The 25,170-nt window shown below is 61.8% G+C and carries 17 protein-coding genes; 10 read left to right on the forward strand and 7 right to left on the reverse strand.

Translation table 11 applies throughout. From position 1 onward, the window contains the following. Positions 1 to 20: 20 nt before the first annotated feature. The 4 genes from HBN98_RS13695 to pvdM form a co-directional block, all read right to left on the reverse strand. A complete protein-coding gene (locus tag HBN98_RS13695; protein ID WP_083366445.1) occupies positions 21 to 1,670 on the reverse strand; it encodes a cyclic peptide export ABC transporter in 1,650 nt (549 codons plus the stop codon). A gap of 209 nt (positions 1,671 to 1,879) precedes the next feature. Next, positions 1,880 to 2,773 carry a dihydropyoverdine dehydrogenase gene (gene pvdO, locus HBN98_RS13700; RefSeq protein ID WP_083366444.1) on the reverse strand — a complete coding sequence of 298 codons (894 nt, stop codon included), beginning with the start codon at positions 2,771 to 2,773 and terminating at the stop codon, positions 1,880 to 1,882. A 30-nt stretch (positions 2,774 to 2,803) separates the two neighbouring features. Further along, complete coding sequence (pvdN, locus tag HBN98_RS13705) at positions 2,804 to 4,084, reverse strand: pyoverdine-tailoring periplasmic protein PvdN (protein WP_083366443.1); 1,281 nt, start codon at positions 4,082 to 4,084, stop codon at positions 2,804 to 2,806. Positions 4,085 to 4,112: 28 nt separating this feature from the next. Next, on the reverse strand, positions 4,113 to 5,462 hold the full coding sequence (gene pvdM, locus HBN98_RS13710) for a pyoverdine-tailoring dipeptidase-like protein PvdM (RefSeq protein ID WP_083366442.1): 1,350 nt from the start codon (positions 5,460 to 5,462) through the stop codon (positions 4,113 to 4,115). A gap of 240 nt (positions 5,463 to 5,702) precedes the next feature. Between pvdM and pvdP the strand changes: the two genes are divergently transcribed. Then, entirely contained in the window at positions 5,703 to 7,331 is a 1,629-nt protein-coding gene (gene pvdP / locus HBN98_RS13715) for a pyoverdine maturation tyrosinase PvdP (RefSeq protein WP_083366441.1), read from the forward strand. A gap of 174 nt (positions 7,332 to 7,505) precedes the next feature. Here the strand turns inward: pvdP and HBN98_RS13720 are convergent, their stop codons facing one another. From HBN98_RS13720 to HBN98_RS13730, 3 genes are read right to left on the reverse strand one after another with little or no spacing between them, the layout of a single operon-like run. Further along, entirely contained in the window at positions 7,506 to 8,906 is a 1,401-nt protein-coding gene (locus HBN98_RS13720; protein ID WP_083366440.1) for an efflux transporter outer membrane subunit, read from the reverse strand. Positions 8,907 to 8,913: 7 nt separating this feature from the next. Then, positions 8,914 to 10,887, reverse strand: a complete 1,974-nt coding sequence (locus HBN98_RS13725) for a MacB family efflux pump subunit (protein WP_083366439.1) — start codon at positions 10,885 to 10,887, stop codon at positions 8,914 to 8,916. Then, positions 10,888 to 12,060, reverse strand: a complete 1,173-nt coding sequence (locus HBN98_RS13730; protein ID WP_064586824.1) for an efflux RND transporter periplasmic adaptor subunit — start codon at positions 12,058 to 12,060, stop codon at positions 10,888 to 10,890. 323 nt (positions 12,061 to 12,383) lie between these two features. Here HBN98_RS13730 and HBN98_RS13735 point away from each other — a divergent pair, with 323 nt between their 5' ends. The 9 genes from HBN98_RS13735 (at position 12,384) to HBN98_RS13775 (ending at position 25,020) form a co-directional block, all read left to right on the forward strand. Further along, positions 12,384 to 12,866, forward strand: coding sequence for a sigma-70 family RNA polymerase sigma factor (locus HBN98_RS13735; RefSeq protein ID WP_064586825.1), 483 nt, complete (start codon positions 12,384 to 12,386; stop codon positions 12,864 to 12,866). 135 nt (positions 12,867 to 13,001) lie between these two features. After that, on the forward strand, positions 13,002 to 14,336 hold the full coding sequence (locus tag HBN98_RS13740) for a lysine N(6)-hydroxylase/L-ornithine N(5)-oxygenase family protein (protein ID WP_083366438.1): 1,335 nt from the start codon (positions 13,002 to 13,004) through the stop codon (positions 14,334 to 14,336). A gap of 590 nt (positions 14,337 to 14,926) precedes the next feature. Beyond that, positions 14,927 to 17,626: a magnesium-translocating P-type ATPase gene (gene mgtA, locus HBN98_RS13745; RefSeq protein ID WP_083366437.1), complete on the forward strand. Its 2,700-nt coding sequence runs from the start codon at positions 14,927 to 14,929 to the stop codon at positions 17,624 to 17,626. Positions 17,627 to 17,769: 143 nt separating this feature from the next. Continuing rightward, positions 17,770 to 18,486, forward strand: a complete 717-nt coding sequence (locus HBN98_RS13750; protein ID WP_083366436.1) for an MgtC/SapB family protein — start codon at positions 17,770 to 17,772, stop codon at positions 18,484 to 18,486. A 309-nt stretch (positions 18,487 to 18,795) separates the two neighbouring features. Next, positions 18,796 to 19,326: a fimbrial protein gene (locus HBN98_RS13755; RefSeq protein ID WP_083366435.1), complete on the forward strand. Its 531-nt coding sequence runs from the start codon at positions 18,796 to 18,798 to the stop codon at positions 19,324 to 19,326. Positions 19,327 to 19,471: 145 nt separating this feature from the next. Then, a complete protein-coding gene (locus HBN98_RS13760) occupies positions 19,472 to 21,859 on the forward strand; it encodes a fimbria/pilus outer membrane usher protein (protein ID WP_229755001.1) in 2,388 nt (795 codons plus the stop codon). A gap of 47 nt (positions 21,860 to 21,906) precedes the next feature. Then, positions 21,907 to 22,653, forward strand: a complete 747-nt coding sequence (locus tag HBN98_RS13765) for a fimbrial biogenesis chaperone (protein ID WP_083366434.1) — start codon at positions 21,907 to 21,909, stop codon at positions 22,651 to 22,653. Next, the gene (locus HBN98_RS13770) at positions 22,650 to 23,690 is read left to right on the forward strand and encodes a fimbrial protein (protein ID WP_083366433.1); all 1,041 of its coding nucleotides are present in this window, start codon (positions 22,650 to 22,652) and stop codon (positions 23,688 to 23,690) included. The genes HBN98_RS13765 and HBN98_RS13770 overlap by 4 nt, the downstream gene beginning before the upstream one ends. A 139-nt stretch (positions 23,691 to 23,829) precedes the next feature. Beyond that, positions 23,830 to 25,020, forward strand: coding sequence for an EAL domain-containing response regulator (locus HBN98_RS13775; RefSeq protein WP_083366432.1), 1,191 nt, complete (start codon positions 23,830 to 23,832; stop codon positions 25,018 to 25,020). The last annotated feature ends 150 nt before the right edge of the window (positions 25,021 to 25,170 follow it).

Here is a 25,170-nt window from a genome sequence, read left to right on the forward strand (position 1 = left end):
CAAAGGATCAAGCAGACGTGTCAGGCCGGCGTCAGCTCGCTGACCACACGGCCACGCTCCATGCGCACCAGTTGATCGGCGACATCGAAATAGCGGTCATCGTGGGAGATCACGATGATGGTTTTGCCCAGACGCTTGAGGTCCGGTAACAGCTCGGTATAGAAGATACGGCGGAAGGTCGGGTCCTGATCGGCGGCCCACTCGTCGAACACCAGCACTGGACGCTCCTCCAGCCAGGCATTGATCAGGGCCAGGCGCTTGCGCTGGCCGGTGGACAGGTCGGTGGTGGTGAAGTTGCCGTCCTTGACGCTGACCTTGTGCGCGATCTCCAGCCGTTGCAGGTATTTGTCGGCGTCTGCCGGGATCTGCATGTCGCCCTGGACCACGTCGTCGAACAGGTAGTAGTCGGCAAAAATCGTGGTGAACAGCTGACGGTAGTCATCGCGATTGTGCGCATCGATGGCCAGACCGTTGACGCGAATCTCACCCTGTTGCGGGGTGTACAGGCCCAGCAGCAACTTGATCAGGGTGGTTTTGCCGCAGCCGTTTTCACCGACGATAAAGGTAATGTCGCCCTGTTTGATCGTCAGGTTGACCGGCCCCAGCTGAAACGGCGCAGCCCCTTCGACGGCCGGGAACGCATAGCGCACGTCAGCCAGTTCCAGACTGTGCACGGTCTTGTCGGCCTGGCCCTGATCGCTGAGCAACAGGTGCGCTTCGGGGGTGGAGAATTGCTCGGACAGTTCAGCGATGCGGCGAAAGGCGATCTGCGCCCGGCTGACAATCGGCAGCGTGCTGATCAAATGCTCCAGCGGGCCTTTCATGTACAGCAGCACCAGCACGAAGCCGCTCATGACGGTCTTGTCGGCGCTGGGCCAGAAGGTTTGCAGGGCCAGTGCCAGGCCAATCACCACGAAGAACAGCATCGAACCAAACGTCTTGGCGATCACAAAGGTGTTGATCGAACGCACCTGGGTGTTGCAGATGAACTCGGCGGTGGCCTTGATCCCGGAGACAAACATGCGCTGACGGCGCGGGCGGTGAATGCGCAGTTCCTTGGCACCTTCGGCAATTGCGTTGTAGTGCTTTTGCAGTTCGTCTTCGGCGTCACGCGCGGCCATGAAACCTTGCACACCCTTGCTCTGGGCATAGGCCTGGATGGCGGTGCCGATCAGGATCGCCGCGACCATGATCAGGAACATCGGCCACGACAGCAATGCCAGGTAGCCCATGCAGCCCAGGGTCACGGTGACGGAAATCGCCAGCGGCGCGAAGGCGAAGGCGAAGTCGCTGATGGTGTCGACGTCGTGGGTCAGCACCGGGATCAGCCGATGGCTGCGGTAGCGCTCGATCTGTTCGATCGGCGCCGAGAGGACTTTCTCACCCAGTTGCTTGCGCAGTTTGGCGATGATGTGCTGGCCGACGTAATTGGTGCCGATGTCGGAGCAGATCGAACTGGCCAGCGCCAGCAGGCACAGGCCGGCGAACAGCGCCACCACGCCTTGGGTCAGGCCGCTTTGCGAATGCAGGGCGTTGTTGATGGTCGCCAGCAATACCGTGACGCTCAGGCCGCCGACCATGCCCAGAAAAATGGACGCGGCGACGATGAGCCGAAACGGTTTCAACAGGGCGAACAATTCGCCGATGGCGCCACGGGTAGGCTGAGTCATGGAAGACAGTTCCTTGGGTATAAAGGCAGATACCCAGTAGAACGTCCGGTGGCAGGCTTAATTTAGCCGGGTGCCGATTGGCGGCGACCCCTTTACGAACCTGTGGGCGCGGGCTTGCTGGCGAAAGCGTTGGGTCAGTCAATCTTGTCGGCGACAGACCGTTTGCATTCGCGAGCAGGCTCGCTCCCACAGGGGTATTTCGGTGCTTGTCAGAGTTCGCGTACTACGCGAAAGCCCATCCAGTCGCCACGTTCCTGCGGATACTGGCTGTTGCGGTTGCCGGATCGGGAGAACACGGGCGCCTCGCCCCAGTCGTTGCCGCGAATGCGCACGGCTTCGCAATTGGCTTCCAGCCACGCGCTGCCATCGGTCGGCGCACCGACGTAGTCAGGGTGTTCGCAGTCTTCGACCCATTCGTAAACGTTGCCGTGCATGTCGTACATGCCAAAGGCATTGGGCGGATAGCTGCCCACGGGCGAGCTGTAGCTGAAACCGTCCGCCGGGCCGTAAGTGTTGGCGTGCTTGGCGATGCTGTATTCCTTGCCCTCGTCGAACGGGAAGGGGAACGGGCCCTTGCTGCCGGCGCGCGCGGCATATTCGCGCTGGGCTTCGCTGACCATGTGGTATTTCTGCCCGGTTTTCTGCGAGAGCCAGGCGACGTAGTTTTTCACGTCGTAGTAGTTCATGCACACCGCCGGTTGCCGAGGCCCCTGCGGGTAGCGCGGCTTGCTGGCGACACACTCGCGACCGGGGCGGGTATCGCCATTGGCGATGCTCACACCGCTTTCGCGCACGTAGCTGTCCCACTCGCCGGCGGTGATCTGGAAGCGGCTCATGGCGAACGGCCTGGCGAATGTCACATCGTGCATCGGGCCTTCATCGGGTTCGCGGCCGACTTCATCGTCCGGGGTGCCCATGGTGAAGGTGCCGGCCGGCAGCACGACCATTTCCGGGCAGTCCTTGCAGTCCTTGAACACTTTGCCTGGCGCGGGCGGGGTGGCCGCCAGCGCGGCATTCGGCAGCAGGCTGCCGAGCAGGGCCGTGAAGGCCAGCACCTTGAGTGCGCCGGCGCCGGTGGCAGGGGACAACAGATCACGTTTCATGGGTCATCTCGATTAAAGGAAAGCGGGGATTCACAGGTGCTTGTCGAGCACGGCCATGAATCGCTCGATGTCGTTCTCGCTGTTGAGCAAACCCGGGGCGATACGGATCACCGGTCCGACATCGCGCTCCACCGCATCGCACACCACACGGTCGGCCATCAGTTGCGCGGCGACCTGATCGCAGTCGCGGCCCTTGATCCGGAAGAAGGTGAAGCCGGACGACAGCGCGGCGCTGCGCGGTGTCACCAGTTCAATGGAACGCTGTTCAAGCAGGCGGTTTTTCGCATGGGTGTTGAGGCTGTGGATGCGCGACTGCACCTCGTTCTTGCCCAGTTCCAGGTGCAGTTTGAACGCCTCGTCCAGCGCCCAGCGGTGCTCGAAACTGTGGTAGCCGCCCGGGGTCATGGTGGTCGAGAAGGTGGTGGCTTCCGAAAAGGTCGGGATGATCGGCGTAACGTCCTTGAGCTCGCTGGAGCGCGCGCAAATGATCCCGGTGCCACGCGGACCGAACATCCATTTGTGGGTGCCGGCAATAAAGAAATCGCAGTGCATGTCGGGGAAGTCCAGATCCTCGACGCCGAAGCCGTGCACGCCATCGACCACGTACAGGATGCGGTCCTTGTCGTCGCGCTGCCGGTTGTGTTGCTCGACCAGTTTGCCGATCTCGCCGATCGGCAGTTTCACACCGCTGCCCGACTGCACCCAGGTCATGCCCAACACGCGCGTCTCGGGACGGATGCCACGGTCGATGCCGCTCAGCACTTCGTCGACGGAGATCGTCGAACTGCTCTCGAACAGCTTGAGCTTGCGCACTTTTACCCCGTCGCGCTGCTGGCGGTAGCCGAGGGTATAGTTTGTCGAGTAGTGCTCGTGTTCGGTGGTGAGGATTTCCTGCCCCGGGCGCACGTGAATGCCGCCGTAGATCAGTGACAGACCTTCGGTGGTGCTGCCGGTCAGGGCGATTTGTTCGGGCTTGGCCTTGAGGTAGCGCCCGGCCCATTCGCGCACGATCTGTTCACGTTTTTCAGTCTCGCCCAAATCCCAGTCCATCGCCCGTCCCGGGTTGCGATCGAGCATGGCGCGATGGCGCTCGATGGCTTCGCGTACCGGCCGTGGGTGCGAGGTCACCAGGAAGTTGGCGAAGTGCAGATAGTCCGGATCCTGGTCGAACAACTGGCGCAGTCGCACCCATTTGTCGGCAGAGACCGGTTGCGGATTGGCGGCCCGCGCCGGCAGGTTCACGGCGGCGCCCAATGGCAGGCCGGCGGCCAGAATCCCGGCCTGTTTGAGGAAAGAACGGCGGTTGGTCATGGAAGTCGGTTCGCTTGTTCAAAGGGCGTCAGTGGGTGGCCACGGGTTTCGACGATTTCTGCACCTGCTCCCAGACGCGCAGGAAATTGCCGCCCCACAACTTGCCGATGTCCGCTTCGCTGTAGCCGCGGGAGATCAGTTCGGCGGTCACGTTGCGTGCCTCGCTGACGTCCTTCCAGCCGTCGATGCCGCCACCGTCGTTGAAGTCGGAGCTGATGCCGACGTGATCGATGCCGATCTTCTTCACCGCGTAATCGATGGCATCGCCCAGGTCCTTGAGGGTGGCTTTGGGCTCTTCATCGACAATCCCGTAGAGCTGACTGGCGTACTCACCAAAGCGTTGCTCGGGCCACACGGTGATGATCGGATCGCCGGGCATCAGGGCCATTTCCAGACCTTGCAGCGGTTGCAGGTCGAATTTCGCGCGCAGGGCGTTGAGCTTGTCCTGAGTGTGCTGGCTCAACGGGCGCAGGTAGGTCGGGAAGCCGACAATCTGCACCACGCCGCCGCTGTTCTTGATCAGCTGCATTTCCTGATCGCTGATGTTGCGCGGGATATCCACCAGCCCTCGTGGCGCCGAGTGCGAGGCCACGATTGGTGCGCGGCTCAATTGCGCGACTTGTTCCAGGGCCTTGGTCGACATCTGCGACACGTCGATGATCACCCCCAGGTCGTTGAGCCGGTGCACCGCTTGCTTGCCGATATCGGACAGGCCGCCGAGGGCGTCGCGGGTGTCATTGAAAAACGGCAGCGGCCGCGATGAGTCGGCCCAGTCGTTGTTGCCCACGTAACTGAAGCCGAACATGCGCATGCCGCGCGCGGCCCACTTGTCGAGGGCGTTGAGGTCGTTGCCCAGCGGATAGGCGTTGAGCATGCTCATGAAGATCGCGAATTTGCCTTCGCCATGCAGGCGCCGGAAGTCGTCCGGGGTGTAGGCGATCGCCACCTGATTGGGGAAGTCGCGCACCAGCGTGGTGATGATCTTGTAGCGGGTTTCCTGTTCGAAACGTGCTTCCTCGACGAAGCCCGCAGTGGGTCGGTGCGGGGCGTTGGCGCCGTTCCAGATTTCCGGCCAGCCGAAGATCGTCAACGCGGCACCGGAAAGCCGGCCGCGGGCGGCCTTGACCAGGTCGAACTGGCCGCTGCCGTCCTTGTCGGCTTCGTTGCCGGCGGTGCCGAAATCCAGCGGCACGGTGATGTGGCTGTCGAAGGAAAGGATTCGATCCTGCAACTCATCCGCCTGTTTCATGACTTTGGGCGGGTAGCCGGGGTTGTCCTTGAACCAGTGCTCCCAGACCGCGATGCCTGCAGCGGCGCTGATCGCCAGGGCCAGCGGCAGGCCGATGTAAAGAGCCTTTTTCGAACGTGGTTTTGTCATTGCCATCTCAGTCAGGTTCGCCGTCGAGGTGCAGGCACGAGGGCCTTTGCTATCTGGGTGGAACGACTGGGCGGCCATGGAATTTAGGTGCTCGGAAAAAGATCGCCGCTTGCGCCTGTACGCCGATCCCTTGCAGGAGCTGTCGACGGCTGCGATCTTTTCCGGCGCCCATAAATTTGCCGGCGTAATAATCGTTCTAGCTTGGATAAAGCCTGCTTCATGGCTGACACAGGTAGGGCAATGACGATTTCTCGACGATGGTTCATGGCGGGTCTGGCACTGACCGGCGCCGCCGTGCCTGCAGCGTATTTTGGGCATCGTGAATGGACGAAGCCGGACCCGACGATCACTCCCGGCGAAGCCTCGTTCGACGTCGCGGATGTGGCGGGTCAGCGCCTGGCCGATGCCCTGCGGGGGGTCTGGCAGATCCGTTTCGAGGGGCGTGACGCGGGCATTGCCGGGTTGCCGAAAGATGACCTGGAAGTCTTCCTCGACATCGCGCACAAGGGGCGCGGGGTGATCGGTTTTCTCGACACTGCCGAACGCCTGCGCTCGCCATTACAGCCGCGCTATCGAGTGCTCGCCGATCTGGCCGATGTCAGCGCCGCACAACTGAGCTGGCGGCTGGTCAGCACCACCGCGGCCGATGGTGCCCCCGACTATGAATTCAGCATGGGCCTGGACGAAGTGTGGGCCGGCTTCGGCAATGCCGGCAGCGGCAGCCTGAGCGGACGCGTATTGAATCTGCATCGGCCGTTGATGTTGCCGGCCCAGGACAACCGCTTTGTCGCGGTCAAGCGTGTGTTCCCCGAGGCGCGTGAACGCATTGGTCTCAACCCGACCCTGTTGGCGTGGCTGATTTCCCCTGAACACCGTTTGTTCCACCAGCTCTGGCACGCCTCACGTGACAAGTGGCACACCTTGTCCGAAGAAAAGCGCGGCGCGTTGCGCGGCATCGGCTGGCAGCCCGGTCCTCGGGACAAGGAGCGCGACGCTCGCGGGCCGCGCAAGGATCGCAACGGTTCGGGGATCGATTTTTTCTTCATGCACCGGCACATGCTGGGCACGGCGCGGTCGATGCAGGATCTGCCGTCCTGGCAGCATTTCCCGTTACCGCAGCCGGAGCTGATCCATGATCGGCAGGGCTTTGCCGCCTATTTCGACAACCACGACGGCACCTCGCTGCCGCCGACCTGGCTGGCCGAAGAGGATGACGAATACTCGCAGTGGGTCAGTGATATCAAAACCGCGGAGACCTACCACAGCAACTTTCTGGTCTGGGAATCGCGTTACCGTGACCCGCGCTATCTGGCGAAGCTGACCCTTGGCCAGTTCGGGTCGGAGGTTGAACTGGGGCTGCACGACTGGCTGCACATGCGCTGGGCCTCGGTGCCGCGCGATCCGTCCAACGGGCATCCGGTGCCGTTTGCCCGCGACCCGGCGGATTTTTCCGCACGCTGGTACGCGGCTGAAAACGATTTTCTCGGTGATCCGTTTTCATCCCACGTCAGCCCGGTGTTCTGGGCGTTTCATGGCTGGATCGACGATCGTCTGGAAGACTGGTTCCGCGCCCACGAGCGGTTTCATCCGGGGGAGGTCACGCGCATGCAGGTCAATGGCGTGCCGTGGTTCGCGCCGGGGCGCTGGGTCGAGGTCAATGATCCGTGGCTTGGCCCGATCACCCACGGCTGCAGCACAGTGCCGGGGCTGCAGGCTGGCAAGTCGGTGGAAATGGACCCGGAGACCATGAAACTGGCGCTGCGCATCACCTTTGGCGATGACGAGAAAAAGCTCGCGGAACTGTTCCGCAAAGTGCCGAAACGGCCGTGGTATGCGCGGCATCTGAAGGCCAAACAGACTCCGGTCTGAGACCGCGTTATCGTTCAATCGCGAGCAGGCTCGCTCCCACAAAGGTTGGTGTTTAGCGCTCGCTCGAGTGCAACACAAATCCTGTGGGAGCGAGCCTGCTCGCGAAAGCGCTGGGTCATGAAAAGATGATTCGCCTGGCACGCCCCGATCGCTGGCTGTGCACGTCCCACGCGATTACCGACTCGGCGTTTGCCAACCCCCGCCAAGCGCCTTGTACAACGCAATGCTCGCCTGCAGTCGCGACAGGCGCAGTTGTACGTTGAGGTCTTGCGCCGCATACAGAGTGCGCTGGGTTTCCAGTACGGTCAGCAGGTCTTCGGCGCCGGCCTGATAGCGGCTTTGGGCGATGTCGAAAGCGGTCTGCGCTTGATTCAGTTCTTCGCTCTGCCATTGTCGCTGCTGGTCGATGCCGCGAATGCTGTTCAGGGCTTTTTCCACATCGGCGAAACCATTGATGATCGCGCCGCGATAGTTTTCCAGCAGTTCTTGCTGACGCGCGGTGGCCTTGTCGCGCTCGGCGCTCAGGCGGCCGTTGTTGAAGATCGGTGCAACCAGGCCAGCCGTGAGGTTATAGAACGGGCTGCGCATCAGTTGGTCGAACTGATTGGCACCCGAGCCGAGTTGAGCGGTGAGGGTCAGGGCTGGCAGCATCGCCGCGCGGGCGACTTTGACGTCGGCCTCGGCCGCCGCCAGTTGCGCTTCGGCGCGGGCGATGTCCGGACGTTGGCTGAGCAATTGGCTGGGGACGCCGCTGGCAATTTCCGGCCACCGCAGGCGAGCAAAGGATTCCTGGCTGACCGCCACTTGTTGCACCGGTCGGCCGAGCAGGGCGGCCAGGCTGATCAAGGCTTCCTGGGCCTGTTGCTGCACCAGCGGCAATTGCCGTTGCTGCGCGGCCACCAGGCTTTTCTGTTGGGCCAGTGCCAGGGCGGTGGCCGAGCCCGCGTCGTGCCGGGTCTGCACCAGTTTCAGCACGCTTTCGGCGTTGTGCAGATTGAGTTCGGCAATGCGCGCCTGTTCGCGTAACGACAAGGTCTGCGCATAGGTGCTGGCGACCCCGCTGAGCAATGTCAGCTCGACGGTGGCGCGCTCGAATTCGCTGGCTTGCAAAGTGAACTGCGCGCTGTCGCGGGAGGCACGCTTGCCGCCCCAGAAGTCGACTTCGTAGCTGGCGCTCAGGTTGGTGTCGAAATAATCCACGGCTTGATTGCTGCTGTCGGCATCCAGTTGGCTGTAGCCGCTGCCGCGCAGCAGTTTCTGTCGATTGGCGTTGAACGCGGCTTTGACTTCCGGCAGTTGCGAGCCGCCGGCGATCACCGTGCCGGCCTGTGCCTGACGCACTCGGGCGACGGCGGCAGCGAGGTCGAAACTGCCCAGGCGCGCCTGCTCGATCAAACGGTCGAGTTCCGGGCTGCCGAATTGCCTCCACCACTGCGGATCAATGCGTGCGACGCTCGCCGCATGAGGCGATTGCCAGGTGGCAGGCGCTTGCACGCCACTCTCCGGACGCTGAACGGGACTGCCGCAGGCGCTGAGGATCAGGCATACGGTCAACAGGCTGAGGCGCGGTTTCATAGATCGATCATTCACTGGTAAGGGCCGTGACCGGGTCGAGCCGGGCAGCTTTGCGGGCAGGCATGAAGCCGAAGACAACACCGGTTACCAGGGCGCAAGCGAAGGCGCCGAGTACCGCCATCAGCGAGAACGCCACGGCCACTTCACTGAGGATCAGCACACCGCCGACGATCAGCGCCAGGGCGATGCCGGCAATCCCGCCGACCACCGAGAGCATCACCGCTTCGGTGAGGAACTGGCGCAGGATGTCGCGCTGGCGGGCGCCGGTGGCCATGCGGATGCCGATCTCGCGGGTCCGTTCGCGCACGGTCATGAGCATGATGTTCATCACGCCGATGCCGCCGACCAGCAACGAGATCGCGGCAATCGAACCGAGCATCAGCGACAGGGTGTTCTGGGTGCGCGCCTCGGCCTGGATCATCGCGGCGTTGTTGGTCAGTTCGAAATCCTTCTTGCCGTTGTGCAGGCGCAGCATCGTGCGTTCGATGGCTTGCTCGGTCTCCTTGACCTTGCGCGCGTCGGCGGCGGCAATCGCCACGTACTCGGGGTTGTAGGTGCCGAACAGCCGAGTGCTGGCGGCGGAGTAGGGCACGGCAATGCGGTCGTCGCTGTCGGAGTCTCCAGAGCTGGCGCCTTTTTCCGCGAGCACGCCGACCACTTGAAATGGCACGTTCTCGATCAGGATGTATTGGCCGATGGGGTTGGCGACGCCCTTGAGCAGCTTGCTCCTGACCTTGTGCCCGATCACCGCGACGGCGGCGCCGGCGGCTTCATCGGCGGCGGTGAAATAGCTGCCCTCGACCACCGGCCAGTTGAATATTTTCGGGAAGTGGGTGTCGTTGCCGCCGACATAACTGTTGTGGTCGAGGTTGCCGAAACGCACCACGGCTTCGGCACCGTTGACCGGCATGATCTGCTTGATCAGCGGCAGGGTCGCGAGCACTGCCAGATCGTCCAGGGTGACAATGCCCTGGGGTGCCCGTGGATGCGGCGAGGCGCCGCTCAGGTAAATGATGTTCGAACCGAACGCACCCATCTGCGCCATCACCTGGCGCTTGCTGCCTTCGCCGACGGCCAGCATGACCACCACCGACGCCACGCCGATGATGATCCCGAGCAGCGTCAGCGCGGTGCGGAAGCGGTTGATCCACATCACTCGCCATGCCGCGTGCAGGGCGTCGACCAACTCACCTTTCCACGCGCCGGTGGCCTCTGCACCCTCGGCCAGACGCTTGCGCAGATCCACCGCTTGCAGGGCGCCGGGGTTGGCGCTGCTCTGCGCGTGGGGATTGTCGCGGGCGCTGTCGCTGATGATCAGGCCGTCGCTGATTTCGATGATGCGTTTGGCTCGCGCCGCGACCTCGCGGTCGTGGGTGATCAGGATCACCACGTGGCCCTGGCTCGCCAGTTCGTCGAGCAGCGCCATCACCTCTTTGCCGCTGTGGCTGTCGAGGGCGCCGGTGGGTTCATCGGCGAGGATGATGTGACCGCCGTTCATCAACGCTCGGGCAATCGACACCCGTTGCTGCTGACCACCGGACAACTGATGCGGGCGATTGCCGGTGCGCGAAGCCAGGCCAAGACGCTCAAGCAGGGCCGCCGCGCGGGCATGGCGTTCGGCGGCGGGGGTGCCGGCATAGATCGCCGGCATCTCGACGTTTTCCTGGGCCGAGCCAGACGGAATCAGGTGGTAGCCCTGAAACACAAAACCGAAGGCTTCGCGGCGCAGCCAGGCCAGCTCGTCGCTGTCGAGGCCGGCGACGTTTTCCTCGGCAAAGCGGTACTCGCCGGAGGTCGGCCGGTCGAGGCAGCCGAGGATGTTCATCAGGGTCGATTTACCGGAGCCGGACGCACCGACAATCGCCACGAATTCGCCGGCGTGGATCGACAGGTCGATGCCGCGCAGCACGTGAACCTCGGGCGCGTCGCCGCCGCCGTAGGATTTGCGGATGTCCTGCAGGTCGATCAGAGGCGTTTGCATTCAGCCCCCGTTGCCGTCGGCCGGGCCGATCAACAGGTGATCGCCTTCGTTCAGACCTTCGACAATCTGCACCTTGAGCCGGTCGCTGATCCCGGTGCGCACTTCGCGCTGCTGAATGTCGCCGTTGGCCGCGACCACCTGCGCGGTCTGCAGGTTGGCCGTGGTGCTGCCCTGCAAGGCGGCGACCGGCGCAGTAAGGACATCCTTGGCCTGGTCGGCGACGAAAAACACCTGGGTGGTCATCTCCGCCATCAACGCGTTGTCGGCGTTATCGACGTCGAGCAGCACGGTGTACAGCACCACCCGCGCACTGCCGCTCTTGCTGGTGCTGGCCGGGCTGCCGCCGCCCTGGCTGGTCTGATCCAGCGGCTTGGGCGGCACCGGCAGAATCTGCCGCACGGTGCTGCTCCAGCGCCGCTGGCCGCCGCTGAGGGTGGTGAAATAAGCGCTCATGCCCGGTTTGACGTGGCCGATGTCGGCTTCGGAAACTTCGGCCCACACGGTCATCGGCGACAGTTTGGCGATGCGCAGGATCAACGGCGTCTGCTGCTGCGCGTTAAGGGTCTGGCCTTCGCGGGCGTCGAGGGCAACCACGGTGCCGGCCATCGGCGCGTAGATTCGCGTGTAGCCGAGTTCGGCCTGATCGCTGCGCAGGCTGGCTTCGGCCTGGCGGATCTGCGCCTGGAACATGTCGATGCGCGCCTGGGTGGCTTTCAGTTCGGCGCGCGCGGTCTGTACATCTTCTTCGCGGGTGGCGCCGCCGGCGGCGAGATGCTGCTGACGCTGATACTTCTGCCGCGCCAGTTCATGCTGGGCACGCTGCTCCTGCAATTGCGCCTTGAGGTTTTCGATGGAGAAGCGCCCGGCGTCGAGTTTGGCTTTTTGCGTGGACGGATCGATTTCCACCAGCAACTGGCCTTCCTTGACCACATCGCCGACTTCCACGTGGATCTTCTGGATCTGCCCCGAGGCCTGCGCACCGACATCCACGTAACGGCGCGGTTGCAGGGTACCCAGCGCGGTGACGCTGCTTTCGATGTCGCCACGGCTGACTTGCACGGTGGCGAAGCGGTCGCGGCCCGGCGGCAGGATTTGCCACGCGGCGTAGGCCACAACGGGAATCAGACAGAGGACTACGAGCAGGGCGCGTCGGGCGGGGCGGGGACGTTTCATGCAGGGTTCCGGCCAGTGGAATTCGGCCCGTCGTTCGCGGCGCGTGCAAAAGGCGCGCAGCCGCTGAACGCTGTCGCAAGGCACGACAGACACGGGGAGCTGTCCTGTAAACGACGAGCGCGGAGGGGAATTTAAGCGAAGACACAGGATGTTACAGGTATAGAACGGCACTATTTGACGGGCAACGACAAACGCCACTTTAAATCTATATGAGAATTACTATAAATTACGCACCTCAAGTTGCCACTATCTTGCTACCCGTTTTCGGGAGCCGTCGATCAGTGTGCTCAAGGATCGAATCCGCATCGAGGCGGCCGGGAGTCATGTTGGAAAACTACTATCGCGAGCTGGTGTGTTTCCTGAACGCCAAGCTGGGCAACCGTCAGGTCGCCGAAGATGTGGTGCATGACGCTTACGTGCGGGTACTGGAGCGCTCCAGCGACACGCCCATCGAGCAGCCCCGGGCCTTTCTTTATCGCACCGCGTTGAATCTGGTGATCGACGATCATCGACGCAACGCCTTGCGCCAGGTCGAGCCGCTGGAAGTGCTCGACAGCGAAGAGCGCTATTTCATCCCGTCACCCCACGGCAGCCTCGATCACGGTCAGCGTCTGGAAATGCTCCAGCGCGCACTGGCGGAACTGCCGCCGCTGTGCCGCGACAGTTTTCTGCTGCGCAAGATCGAAGGCCTGTCGCACCCGCAGATCGCCGAGCACCTGGGCATTTCCAAGGCGCTGGTGGAAAAACACATCGTCAATGCGATGAAGCATTGCCGCCTGCGCATCAAGCAATGGGATGCCCATTGAGCCGGCGTCGTTAAATTTTATTTCACTGTCCTCGTTCCTACTCAACAGACGACCTGCTGTCCTGCTCAAGGGCCGGTCAGGTCACTTAGGCTCTCCTTTCCCCTTGTTGAGGGGTTCATCCAGAGGACACTGGAAATGACTCAGGCAATTGCATCGCCCATCGTTCACGACCTGATCGGCGTCGGTTTCGGCCCTTCGAACCTGGCGCTGGCCATCGCTCTGCAAGAGCGCGGCCCGACCCACGGCGAGCTGGATGTGCTGTTCCTCGACAAGCAGGCCGACTACAGCTGGCACGGCAACACCTTGTCGACCCAGAGCGAGTTGCAGATTTCCTTCCTCAAGGATCTGGTGACCCTGCGCAACCCGACCAGCCCGTACTCGTTCGTCAACTACCTCAAGCACCACGACCGTCTGGTGGACTTCATCAACCTCGGCACCTTCTACCCGTGCCGCATGGAGTACAACGACTACCTGCGCTGGGTCGCCGGGCAGTTCACCGCGCAGAGCCGCTACGGCGAAGAAGTGCTGACCATCGAGCCGGTGCTGCACAACCATCAGGTTGAAGCACTGCGCGTGATCTCCCGCGACAGCGAAGGCCAGCAGTTTGTCCGCACCGCGCGTTCGGTGGTGGTGAGTGCCGGCGGCACGCCGCGGATTCCTGAAGCGTTCAAGGCGCTGAAGGGTGACAGCCGTGTGTTCCACCACTCGCAGTATCTGTCGCAGATGGCCAAACAGCCGTGCGTGAACAATCAACCGATGAGCATCGCGATCATCGGCGGCGGGCAGAGTGCTGCGGAAGCGTTCATTGATCTCAACGATTCGTTTCCGTCGGTGCAGGTCGACATGATCCTGCGCGGCTCGGCATTGAAGCCGGCGGACGACAGCCCGTTCGTCAACGAAGTGTTCTCGCCGGAGTTCACCGATCTGGTGTTCCAGCAAAACAGCGCCGAGCGTGAGCGTCTGGTCAACGAGTACCACAACACCAACTACTCGGTGGTGGACATCGACCTGATCGAACGCATCTACGGCATCTTCTATCGTCAGAAAGTCTCGGGCATCGCCCGTCACGCGTTCCGCACCCTGACCACCGTCGAGAGCGCCACCGCTACCGAAAACGGTATCGAACTGGCGGTGCGCAACAACGCCACCGGCGAAGTCACTGTGCGCAACTACGACGCGGTGGTGCTGGCCACCGGTTACGAGCGCCAGATGCACCGCAAACTGCTGGCGCCGCTGCAAGAGTATCTGGGCGACTTCGAGGTTGATCGCAACTACAAACTGATCACCGACGAACGCTGCAAGGCCGGCCTGTACATGCAGGGTTTTTGCCAGGCCAGCCATGGTCTGAGCGACACGCTGCTGTCGGTGTTGCCGGTGCGCGCGGACGAGATTGCCGGTTCGTTGTATGAGCATGGCAAGAACCGTGGGCATCGTTCGATGGCGGATCTGTTGTTGGCAGCTGCCAGCTGACTCATCGGTGCCTGATACACCGCCTTCGCGAGCAGGCTCGCTCCCACAAGGGATCTCCAGCGAACACAGAAGTTGTGTTGAATGAAGATCCAGTGTGGGAGCGAGCCTGCTCGCGAAGGGGCCATTTGAAACACCACAAATCCTCAATCCTGAACCCTTCCTGAATGCCCCTGACATTCTCCGACACACCTCCTTTTGCGGGTTTACTCTCCAGACATCGAGGCGTAAGCTTCGCGCGTTTTCATCAATAGCGGAGACCCACAGTGGGTACTTGTTCGAGTGACAGTTGTCGGCCGGTCTCGGTAACCGGCAGATTCTCGGCAAGATAACGCGCAGCCTTTCTCTGCCGTTGTCTCGCCGTAAAGCGAGCAGCGGCATCCCGATCATGGTCAGTTGAGACCATGTCCCGACGTCCTTCTCATCGACACTGAAAAAGTGTGGTTTCGACCTTCGGGTCGTCCTCGCAACTCTATCGACACGCCTGTCTTTCCAGACCGGCGCGCCAAGCCTTGCCGTGCCGGTTTTTCCGGTGGACGAGGCGCGGCCGTACCTGCTCGACGGTTTCCCGGCTGACCACAGGGGCAACAGCCATGAAACTTACGCTCAAGGAATTTTTCGCAGGCTTCCTGCGCACACGCCACATCGCCCGGCACTTCCGCCGTCTGGCGCTGCTGGAATCGATCAACGACACCACGGTCAGCCGTGAAGTGCCGCCCACTTTGGCCAATACCCTGGTCGATGCGGCGCATCGCGACAGCGGCGAACTGCTGTCTTCGCTGGGCACCCACACCGACGGCCTGACCGACTTTGAAGTCGATGCCCTGCGCGCGCAGTACGGCCTCAACGAAGTCGAACACGAGCAGCCGCTGCCATGGTGGACTCACCTGTGGCACTGCTACAAAAACCCGTTCAACCTGCTGCTGACCCTGTTGGCGCTGATCTCCTGGTTGACCGAAGACCTCAAGGCCGCCACCGTGATTTTCTCGATGGTGCTGCTGTCGACGCTGCTGCGCTTCTGGCAGGAAAGCAAATCCAACCAGGCCGCCGATGCGCTCAAGGCCATGGTCAGCAACACCGCCACGGTGATGCGCCGCGACGAGCCGCGCGTCGAACTGCCGATCAAGCAACTGGTCCCGGGCGACCTGATCGTGCTGTCGGCCGGCGACATGATTCCCGCCGACTGCCGGGTGCTCAGCGCCAAGGACCTGTTCGTCAGCCAGGCGGCGATGACCGGTGAATCGATGCCGGTGGAGAAATTCCCGCGTCAGGCTGACCGTGACACGCGTAATCCGCTGGAGCTGGAGAACATCCTGTTCATGGGCACCAACGTGGTGTCCGGCACGGCGGTGGCGGTGATTCTCACCACCGGCAACAGCACCTATTTCGGCGCGCTGGCGCAACGGGTCGGGGCGACTGACCGGGCCGTGACTTCGTTCCAGATGGGCGTGAACAAAGTCAGCTGGCTGCTGATCCGCTTCATGTTCGTCATGGCGCCGCTGGTGCTGTTCATCAACGGGTTCACCAAGGGTGACTGGACTGAAGCGCTGCTGTTTGCACTGTCGATCGCCGTGGGTCTGACCCCGGAAATGCTGCCGATGATCGTCACCTCGACCCTGGCCAAAGGTGCGGTGTTCCTGTCGCGCAAGAAGGTCATCGTCAAGCGCCTGGACGCGATCCAGAACTTCGGCGCGATGGACGTGCTGTGCACCGACAAGACCGGCACCCTGACGCAGGACAAGATCTTCCTCGCCCGCAATGTCGATGTCTGGGGTGACGACTCCGATGACGTGCTGGAAATGGCCTACCTCAACAGCTACTACCAGACCGGACTGAAAAACCTGCTCGACGTGGCGGTGCTGGAGCACGTGGAAATCCACCGTGAACTGAAAGTCGGCACGGCGTTTCGCAAGGTCGATGAGATCCCGTTCGACTTCAATCGCCGGCGCATGTCGGTGGTGGTCGAGGGGCGTGGCGAGCCGCATCTGCTGATCTGCAAAGGCGCGGTGGAGGAAGTGTTGGCGGTGTGCAGCCGCGTGCGTCACGGCGACGTCGATGAAGCCTTGAGCGATGAATTGCTGACCCGGATTCGTCAGGTCACCGCAGCATTCAACGCTGAAGGCTTGCGCGTGGTGGCGGTGGCGGCCCGCTCGATGCCCGAAGGTCGCGACACGTACAGCCTGGCGGATGAACAGGAGCTGACGCTGATCGGTTACGTGGCGTTCCTTGATCCACCGAAGGAAAGCACCGCGCCGGCGCTCAAGGCTCTGGCCGAGCATGGTGTGGCGGTCAAAGTGCTGACCGGTGATAACGAGCTGGTGACCGCGAAGATCTGCCGTGAAGTCGGCCTCGCCCAACAGGGCCTGTTGCTGGGTAACGACGTCGAGCGCATGAGCGATGCCGAACTGGCGGTGGCGGTGGAGAAAACCAACGTCTTCGCCAAGCTGACGCCGTCGCACAAGGAGCGCATCGTGCGCATCCTCAAAGGCAACGGGCACGTGGTCGGGTTCATGGGCGACGGCATCAACGACGCCCCGGCGCTGCGCACGGCGGACATCGGTATTTCGGTGGACAGCGCGGTGGACATCGCCAAGGAGGCGGCCGACATCATCCTGCTGGAAAAGAGCCTGATGGTGCTGGAGGAGGGCGTGCTCGAAGGGCGCCGGACCTTCGCCAACATGCTCAAGTACATCAAGATGACCGCCAGCTCCAACTTCGGCAACGTGTTCTCGGTGCTGGTGGCCAGCGCGTTCATTCCGTTCCTGCCGATGCTGCCGATGCACCTGCTGGTACAGAACCTGCTCTACGACATTTCGCAGATCGCGATTCCGTTCGACAACGTTGATGAGGAGATGCTGAAAAAGCCACAACGCTGGCAGCCCGGTGATGTCGGTCGCTTCATGCTGTTCTTCGGCCCGATCAGTTCGATCTTTGACATCCTGACGTTCGCCTTGATGTGGTATGTGTTCGATGCCAACACTCCGGATCACCAGACCCTGTTCCAGTCCGGCTGGTTCGTGGTGGGGCTGCTGACCCAGACGCTGATCGTGCACATGATCCGCACGCCGAAGATTCCGTTCCTGCAAAGCCGTGCAGCCATGCCGCTGTTGGTGATGACCGGGATCATCATGGCCGTCGGGATCTTCCTGCCGATGGGGCCGCTGGCCAACTACTTCAAGCTGGAGGCGCTGCCGTCGCTGTACTTCGTGTTCCTGCCGGTGATCCTGCTGGCGTACATGGCGCTGACCCAGGCGGTGAAAGGCTTCTACATCCGTCGGTTCGGCTGGCAGTAATGCTGCCCCTGTAGGAGCTGCCGCAGGCTGCGATCTTTTGATTTTGTTTTTAAAAGATCGCAGCCTGCGGCAGCTCCTACAGGGATAGTGTGTTTCAGCAGCAAGCCCAACAAACGGACTGTGTCTATTCAAGGAGCTTCATCATGCAAGCCATCAACAACCTCAACCTCACGTCACTGCTCGACACCCTGGTCAGCCTCAGCGCGGCGTTCATCCTCGGTGGTCTGATCGGTTTCGAACGTCAGTACCGCCAGCGTACCGCCGGCCTGCGCACCAACGTGCTGGTGGCGGTCGGCGCGGCGATTTTTGTCGACATGGCCAACCGCCTCGGCGGCGCTGAAGGCGCGGTGCGGGTGGTTGCCTACGTGGTCTCCGGCATCGGTTTTCTCGGTGCCGGCGTGATCATGCGCGAAGAGGGCAACGTGCGCGGCCTCAACACCGCCGCCACCCTGTGGACCTCAGCCGCCGTCGGCGCCTGCGCCGGTGCCGACCTGCTGGCCGAAGCGCTGCTCGGCACGCTGTTCATTCTGGCCGCCAACACCTTGCTGCGGCCGATCGTCAACAACATCAACCGCCAGCCGCTGGACGTGGTCTCGGCCGAAGTCACCAACATCGTTTACGTGATCGCCCGGCGTTCGCAGCAGAAAGCGGTGTTCGCCTTGCTCGAAGCGGAACTTGAACGCAGCAATTACCCGGCCAGCGACATCGACGTGCATGCCTTCGGCGCCGATGAAATCGAGATCGAAGCGACGCTGGCGACCACCTCGGTGGACGGCGACGAACTGGACGCGCTGGTGGCGCGGATCTCCACGTCGGCGCTGGTGGTGCAGGCGTTCTGGAGCCCGAGTACCACCGAGTAAACAGCGTCTGGTGGCGAGAAATGTCCTACAGCTTGGGGGGAAAGGGCTTACATTTTCAGCGGTGTGCATCACTCATTATTTTCTCCGGAGCAGAGATGCCCGGCGTTCTGATGACTCTGTTCGGCATAACGTTTTAAGCGGTTCAGCCAGGCATGTACCGGTGGCAATTGCCAGCGGTATGGGGGGGCTTGAGCTGTAGACGTAAACGCGGGTTTGTCGCTTCAACCGATCAACCGCGGTGCTGACTTGAATGATTCGGGAAGCCAGGCCGCTGGGCCGAATAAATAACTATCCCAAGAGATGCACACCATGAAAAAGCTTGTCGCTGTTACCGCCGCTACCGTTGCCATGAGTCTGGCTTCGTTCGCCAACGCTGCACCCGCTACCGGCAACCCGGGCACCGTGCGTTTTATCGGTGAGATCGTTTCCGGTGCTTGCGGTATCGACGCCAATTCTCTGGATCAAACCGTTTCTCTGGGTCAGGTTCCGTCGAACCGATTCAAGGCGACCGGCGATCGCTCCGACCCGGTCAAGTTCGACATCGTCCTGACCGACTGTGACACCACCACTCAGAAGAACGCCCGCTTTACCTTCAGCGGCGTACAGGACCCATCGGTACCTGCGCTGTTCGCGACCACCGGCCTGGCGCAGAACGTTGGTATCCGCTTGCAGGCCAGCGCCGGCGAAATGCTCGAGAACGGCAAGGAGCAGGTAGCGCCGGTGGTGCTGCAGGACGGCAACAACACCGTTACGTTTGCCGCCATGTACGAAGCCACCGCCGCGTCCGTCACCACCGGTGAAGCGGACAGCGTTGCCAACTTCACCGTTGCCTACAACTGATACGCCCGTATCAGCTGTTTAGAAGAAAGGGGTGAAAGCCCCTTTTTTCTTATCTCCGAGGACTGTTTAAAGGGTATTGCCCGTGTACTGCCGCACACTTTTCGTGTCTTGCGTGTTGATCTGCTGTGCGCGTTCTGCAAGCGCCGTGGAGTTCAATTCGGAGTTCCTGAATATCGACCGTAAAGACGATATCAGCCTCGGGCAGTTCACCCATGCCCAATACACCGTGCCCGGAAGTTACCTGCTGGACATCACCGTCAACCAGCGCTACTTCGGCACGCGCTCCATCGAATTCAAACCTGGCGACAGCGCGCAGGACAGTTATGCCTGCCTGCCACCCTCGCTGGTGGAGATGTTCGGTCTCAAGCCTGAAGTGTTGAAGAGCCTGCCACGCCTGGCCCAAGGGCAATGCGTGGACGTGCGCGCCATCGATAACGCGACCATCAAGTACATCAAAAGTCTGGGGCGGCTCTCGATCAGCCTGCCCCAGGCCAGTTTTGAATATGACGACCCCAATTACATTCCGCCGGCCGCCTGGCGCGACGGGCTGGACGGTGCATTGCTCGACTACCGGGTGATCGCCAACAGCCGCCAGTCCACGGCTTCCGGCGCTTCCGGCAGCGGCCGTTCGTTGCAAAGCTACGGCACCGCCGGATTGAACGTGGACGCCTGGCGGATTCGTGCCGACTATCAGGCCCGCCAGGCGTCCGGCGAGCAAAACAGCGGCATCCATGACAAGGCGTTCCAGTTGAACCGCCTCTATGCCTATCGCGCCTTGCCGGCCATTCGCTCGAAACTCTCGGTGGGTGAGGATTATCTGAATTCCGACGTGTTCGATACCTTCGCCCTGCGTGGTGCCACGTTGAGCAGCGACGACCGTATGCTGCCGCCCAGCCTGCGCGGTTATGCGCCACTGATCAGCGGGCTGGCGCGGACCAACGCGACAGTCACGGTGTCGCAGCAGGGCCGGGTGCTGTATTCGACGACGGTCACCCCCGGCGCCTTCAGCCTCCAGGATTTGAACAGCAGCGCCCAAGGCACGCTGGACGTGACTGTGCGTGAAGAAGACGGCAGCGAGCAGACGTTCACCGTGACCACGGCGGCGGTGCCGTTTCTGTCCCGTGAGGGGGAACTGCGCTACAAAGTCTCGGCCGGTCAGCCACGACTCAACGGCGCCGGTGGCAGCGAGCCGGGGTTCCTTTCCTCGGAAGTGGCCTACGGATTGCCTTGGGACTGGACGGTCTATGGCGGTGTCCTGGCCGCCTCGGACTATATGTCCGACGCCCTCGGTCTGGGCAAGGATCTGGGGGTGTTCGGCGCCTTGTCGGCAGACGTCACCACCTCCCGCGCCAAGCTGCGCTGGAGCGGCGAAACGGTGGTGGGCAACTCCTACCGAATCAACTACTCGAAGCATTTCGATGGCATTGGCACCGACCTGCGCTTTCTCGGCTATCGCTTCTCCGACAAGACCTTCACCAACTTCTCGCAGTTCGCCGGTGACGCCGATTCCTACGCCTTGAACTCCGGCAAACAGCGTTACTCGGTGACACTGGCCAAGCAGTTTTCCTGGCTCTCGACGAGTGTTTCCTACGACCACTCCACGTATTGGGACGCGGCGCCGTCCGACCGCTTCGGCCTGTCACTGGCACGCAGTTTTTCCGTGGGCAACGTCAAGAACGTCAACGTCAATCTGTCCGCCTATCAGACGCGCAATGCGCTACAGAGCGATTCGCAGATCTATGTCGGCGTGACGGTGCCACTGGGGGGCAACTCGATGCTGTCGAGCAACGTTCAACGCTCGGGGTCGGCAGCGCCGTCGGGCAACGTCGGCTATAGCCATGACGACGGCGACGGCCTGAATTATCAGGTGTACGGCGGCCTCGGCGACAGCCGTTACGTCAACGCCTATGTCGGCAAACGTGCTTCGACCTACCGGGCCAACGCCTCGGCCACCACCGACGGCAGCACCTACCGCTCGCTCACCGCTGAACTCGACAGTTCGCTGGTCGCCACCCGTTACGGCGTGTCGGCTCACGGCAACGGCTCCAATGGTGATACCCGGCTGCTGGTCTCCACCGATGGCGTACCGGACGTGGCGTTCACCGGTCAGACCCGCTCCAACCAGGCCGGTTACGCGGTGATGGATGGATTGCCGTCGTTTCAGGCCTACGAGGCGCGGATCAACATGGAGAAGTTGCCCCTGGACACCGAAGTCTCCAACCCGGTCCAGCGCCTGGCGCTCACCGAGGGCGCGATCGGCTATGTCAATTTTTCTACGGCCCGTGGCCACAACGCCTATGTGGCGCTGATGCGCAGCGACGGCAAACCGGTGCCCTTTGGCGCATCGGTACAGGACCGGGTCACGAACAAGGAAGTGGGCATTGTCGGCGAAGCCGGCGTGACCTATCTGCTGGGCGTCAAGGCGCAGGCCGAACTGGTGGCCGTGTGGGCAGACAGCCAGCGTTGCGCGCTTGCCGAGCTGCCAGAAGAGAACGTGGTGACCAACATCGCCAAACCCGTGCAGTGCCTCTGAGCGGGCGCTGAACACTACCCAATTTCCCAGTCTTGCGGAGCACCCTCATGCAGTTTTTTTTGTTTGCCAATACGCGTCATGTGTTCAGTCGTTGCGGCCTCGCGCTTGGCCTGTGTATGCCGTTGCTGGCGAGTGCGGCCGTGGTCCCGGATCGCACCCGTATCGTGTTTGAGGAAAGCGCGCCGTCGGTGAGCGTCGCGTTGAGCAACAAAAACACGCAGTTGCCCTTTGTCGTGCAGTCGTGGATCGAGAACGAAGCGGGCCAGAAGGTCACGACCCCCTTCATGGTGCTGCCGCCGTTGCAGCGCATCGAGCCCAGTGAAAGCAGCGTACTGCGTATCGTGAAGTTGCCTGAACTGGCGCTGCCCAGTGATCGGGAGTCGGTGTTCTACCTCAACGTGCGCGAAATTCCGCCGAAGACTGAAGCGGTCAATTCGATGCAGATCGCCTTGCAATCGAAAATCAAACTGTTCTACCGCCCGGCAGCGGTCAAGCGCGAGCGGGGCGACGACCTGGCGTTGGGCCTGAAGCTGAAAATCGATCCGGTCGGCAAGCAGTTGCTGGTCGACAACCCGACGCCTTTTCACATCACCGTGGTCGGGCTGCTCGCCGGTGCGGAAAAAACCAGAATGCCGATCGAGACGATCATGATCGCGCCTCGCGGCAGTGCCCGGTTTGCGCTGACCAGCACGACGTTCACCACACTGCGGGTGTCGAACATGAATGACTTCGGCGGCCAGACCGACACGCTGTTCAACTGTTCGGCGAATGTCTGCAGCGGTGTCAAACCATGAATCGCCAAGGCGGGCGCTGCCGCCAGTCCCGGCTGGCCAGGCTCTGCCTGGCGGCATTGCTGTTGGTGTTTTCCCAGGCCTCCTGGGCGATGTTCTGCAAATCGCTGGACGATGGCGCTTACCTGAGTGAATACATCGGTCCCGTGTCGGTGCCCGATACGGTGCCGGACGGCACGATCATCTGGCGCTCCAAAACCCACGTGGTCCCGGCCAAGTGCTGGAAGGTCCACGACATTCATTTTCGCGAAGACGATCCGATTTACTTCTACGGAAACCCGGCGGGGCTCAATGCGACGTCATGGGGCATCGAATTCGGCCTGGTGTACAAGGGCATGACCGCCTGGGACGGTGACTGGAGCGCCAACCCGACACAGGGGGTGAACACCGGCTATATCTCGCGAGGCTGCCCATCGGCGAGCAATGATGCCGAGATGTTGCCGTGCTCGCTGGTTAACCCCAGCGTTGCGTTTCAGGTGGTGATTCGCAAACGTGGGTTGCTGCCGTTACAGCGGCCTTCGCAAGACACCTATGACGTGTTCCAGTTCGACGGCTTGTACGGCCTCAACGGGGGGCCGGGCAACCCGTTTGGCAACTTCCGTTTCCAGCTCAGCGGTTTACAGAACATTGTCGGTACCGCGTGTACCGTCGATGTAACGGTTACGCCCGAGCCGGGTATCGTCGATTTCGGCGTGATCCAGAAAACCGTCACGGGCCTGTCGCCGCCCAATCCCACACGGCCCTTCAGCCTGGCGCTGGAGAAGAAGTGCAGCAGCGCGATCAACGTCGGTGCAACGTTCGTCACCCCGCAGCAGCAGGGCGATTACACCATTTTGCCCACCGCCGACAGTCAGTTCGGCATCCAGGTCAGAGATGCGCGCAACACCCTCGTGCCGATCAATGAGCCCTTTGCACTGGCCAGTTTTGCCGCGGACGTGAGCCATATCGATGTGCCGTTCAGCGCCTCGGTCGTGCCGTTGGGCGATCCCAAGGTCGGGCCGTTCGAAGCGATCATGGTGGTGCAGATTGTTTACTACTGACGCAACCTGGGCGCGGTAAAAAGCCAGACCGGGTGCTGTCGCTGGGAAATTTCCTACAAGCCGGCCAGACAAGTCCTTCAGGATTCAGCCGTGACGATTGCCAATATGTCTGCTCTCAGGTCGATTAAGCGATGAGTTGATGATGGCCTCCCCACGGATTCTGGTGCTGGAAAATCAAGGTTTCGCGCGCAGCGTATTGGTCACGATGCTCGAGCGTCTGGGCGTGCGCGATGTATTGCAGGCCACTGACGGCGAGCAGGCGATGGTGCAGTTGCACTTGCGTGGCGGTGTTGACATCGTTTTGTGCGACCTGACCGAACGAGGTCTGGATTGCCTTGAATTTCTGCGCTGCGCCAGCCACAGCGGCATGGTGCGCTCCGTGGTGTTGTGCAGCGAATTGCAACCGGAGTTGCATCGCGCCCTGGGTCACATGCCAACGCTTGCAGGTCTGCATCTTCTGGGAATCCTCAACCGGCCGATTCAGTTGCGATCTTTGCGCCGCTTGCTGTTGCGCTACCGACTCGCCCGGGTGGTGCCTGTGCCGACTGTGCCGAGCCAGGAGTTGCCCAGTGAAGACGAGGTGCGGCGCGGGCTTGCACTGGGCGAGTTCCGTGCCTGGTTTCAGCCCCAGATCACACTGAGCACCGGCGCGGTGGTCGGGGTCGAAGCGCTGGCACGCTGGGAGCATCCGGCGCGGGGCGTATTGTTGCCGAGTGACTTTCTGGCGGCGGTGTTGGCCTACGATCTGATCGATCAGATGTTCAAACACCTGCTGGAGCAGGGGCTGAGCTTGATGGGGATCCTGCGCCGGCAAGGCGTGAGCCTGACCCTGGCGCTCAATCTGCATGCTTCGCAACTGGCCGGGCATGAACTGATCGAGCACATCAGACGATCCTTGGAACGACATTCTTTCAAGGGTTCGGCACTGGTATTCGAATTGGCGGAAAACGGTTTGCTCGATAGCGCACCGGCCATCCATGAAAACCTGCTGCGTCTGAGGTTGTTGGGCTGCGGCCTGGCGGTGGATGATTTTGGCGTGGGCTTTTCATCGCTCAAGTTGCTGTGTCAGCTACCGTTCAATCAGATCAAGCTGGATGGCCGATTCGTCCAGCGATTGGGGCATCCCCGCAATCGCTCCATGGTCACTTGCACAAGGGTGTTGGCGCAGTCGCTGGACATGCGCCTGGTGATCGAAGGCGTCAGCAGCCTGAAGATCCGTGACCGGGTGCTCGCACTGGGGTGTGAAACCGGCCAGGGTTACTACCTGGCGCGACCCATGAGGGGGCATGATTTGCTGCAATGGCTGGCGATGCCCGACAGCGCTGGCTGAATGCGTCAGGTTTGCCTCATACCCTTTTAGAAATTTCCTACACTTCAGTCGCGCTCGTGTATTTTTGCTGCACGGATGGACTGGCTTGTTGTTCCATTCTTATTCATGGCATTGACGATGTCGGTTGCCGGCGTGTTCTCCAGAGGTTTT

This window comes from Pseudomonas koreensis (genome assembly GCF_012986595.1).
Classification (GTDB): Bacteria; Pseudomonadota; Gammaproteobacteria; order Pseudomonadales; family Pseudomonadaceae; genus Aquipseudomonas; species Aquipseudomonas koreensis.